Origin of the sequence: Streptosporangium nondiastaticum, from assembly GCF_003011965.1 — a bacterium.
In the GTDB taxonomy this organism is placed as follows: Bacteria; Actinomycetota; Actinomycetes; order Streptomycetales; family Streptomycetaceae; genus Streptomyces; species Streptomyces nondiastaticus.
In genome coordinates this window covers 1-885 of the sequence record NZ_PXWG01000322.1, presented here as the reverse complement: position 1 = coordinate 885, position 885 = coordinate 1, and the positions used below count along the sequence as shown (strand labels likewise).

2 pseudogenes are annotated in these 885 nt (G+C 77.3%); both read right to left on the bottom strand.

The annotated features are described in order from the left end of the window. Nucleotides 1–186, bottom strand: a pseudogene (locus B7P34_RS36035) (glycosyltransferase family 1 protein); the annotation flags it as partial. Nucleotides 187–341: 155 nt separating this feature from the next. Beyond that, nucleotides 342–885: pseudogene (locus B7P34_RS36030) on the bottom strand (hypothetical protein); the annotation flags it as partial.

Here is an 885-nt window from a genome sequence, read left to right as displayed (position 1 = left end):
GCCCGCGGCCGTGAACCCGGACCCCTCGCCCGTCGGCCGCGGGGCGCACACCGTGACCCGCACGCCGCGCGCCACCAGGCCGGCCGCGAGCGACCGCACGTGCGCGCCGCTGCCGGCTCCCCCGCTGCCCAGCACTTGCACCGCGTGCAGGGGCGGCCGCCCTTGGGGTGCGGGTGTACTGCTCACGCGGAGAAAGCTCCTGATTCGGCGTCGGCAACGGCAATCGGCGTCGGAGTGGGCGTACGGCGCAGTGCTGCCGCCCAGGATGCCAGCGCCTGCCGACATCACGGGACCACCGTCTCGCGGGTTGAGCGCCCCACCTCGCCCGCACATCCGCGGATTCACTCACATAGGTGATTTCTCGCGTCCATGGCGAGGGCCGTGCCCACCAGTGCGGCGGCGTGCAGGGCGAGCCCGGCACGGCCGTTGCCGACCGCGACGGCGAGCCCGAGGCCCGCGCCGAGCGCGTGGGAGCCGGTGTCTCCGAGCATGGTCCGCTCGGCGACATCGTCCGCGATCAGCGCGGCCGCGGCGCCCATCGGGGCGGCCGCGAGGGGGGCGGAGCCGCGGCGGGCGAGCCCCGGCGCGGCCAGCGCGAGCACGGCTCCGGCGGCCCGCCCCGGCCTGACGTCCAGCAGGTTGACGAGGTGCGCGGAACCGGCGATCACCACCGCGGCGAGCGCCTTGTCGAGCGGCCGCTCCTTGACGACCGCGCCCGCGGCGCAGGCGGCCGCGCCGATGCCGATCAGCTTCACGGCACCACTGGTGACCTCGCCCCGCCGCAGGGCTCCCAGGTGCGCCCGGAACCCCCGCCGGGGATCCCCGGCCCCCGCGAAGTCGTCATAGGCCCCGCAGGCCGCGGCGGCGGCCACGGTCAGGGCTCCG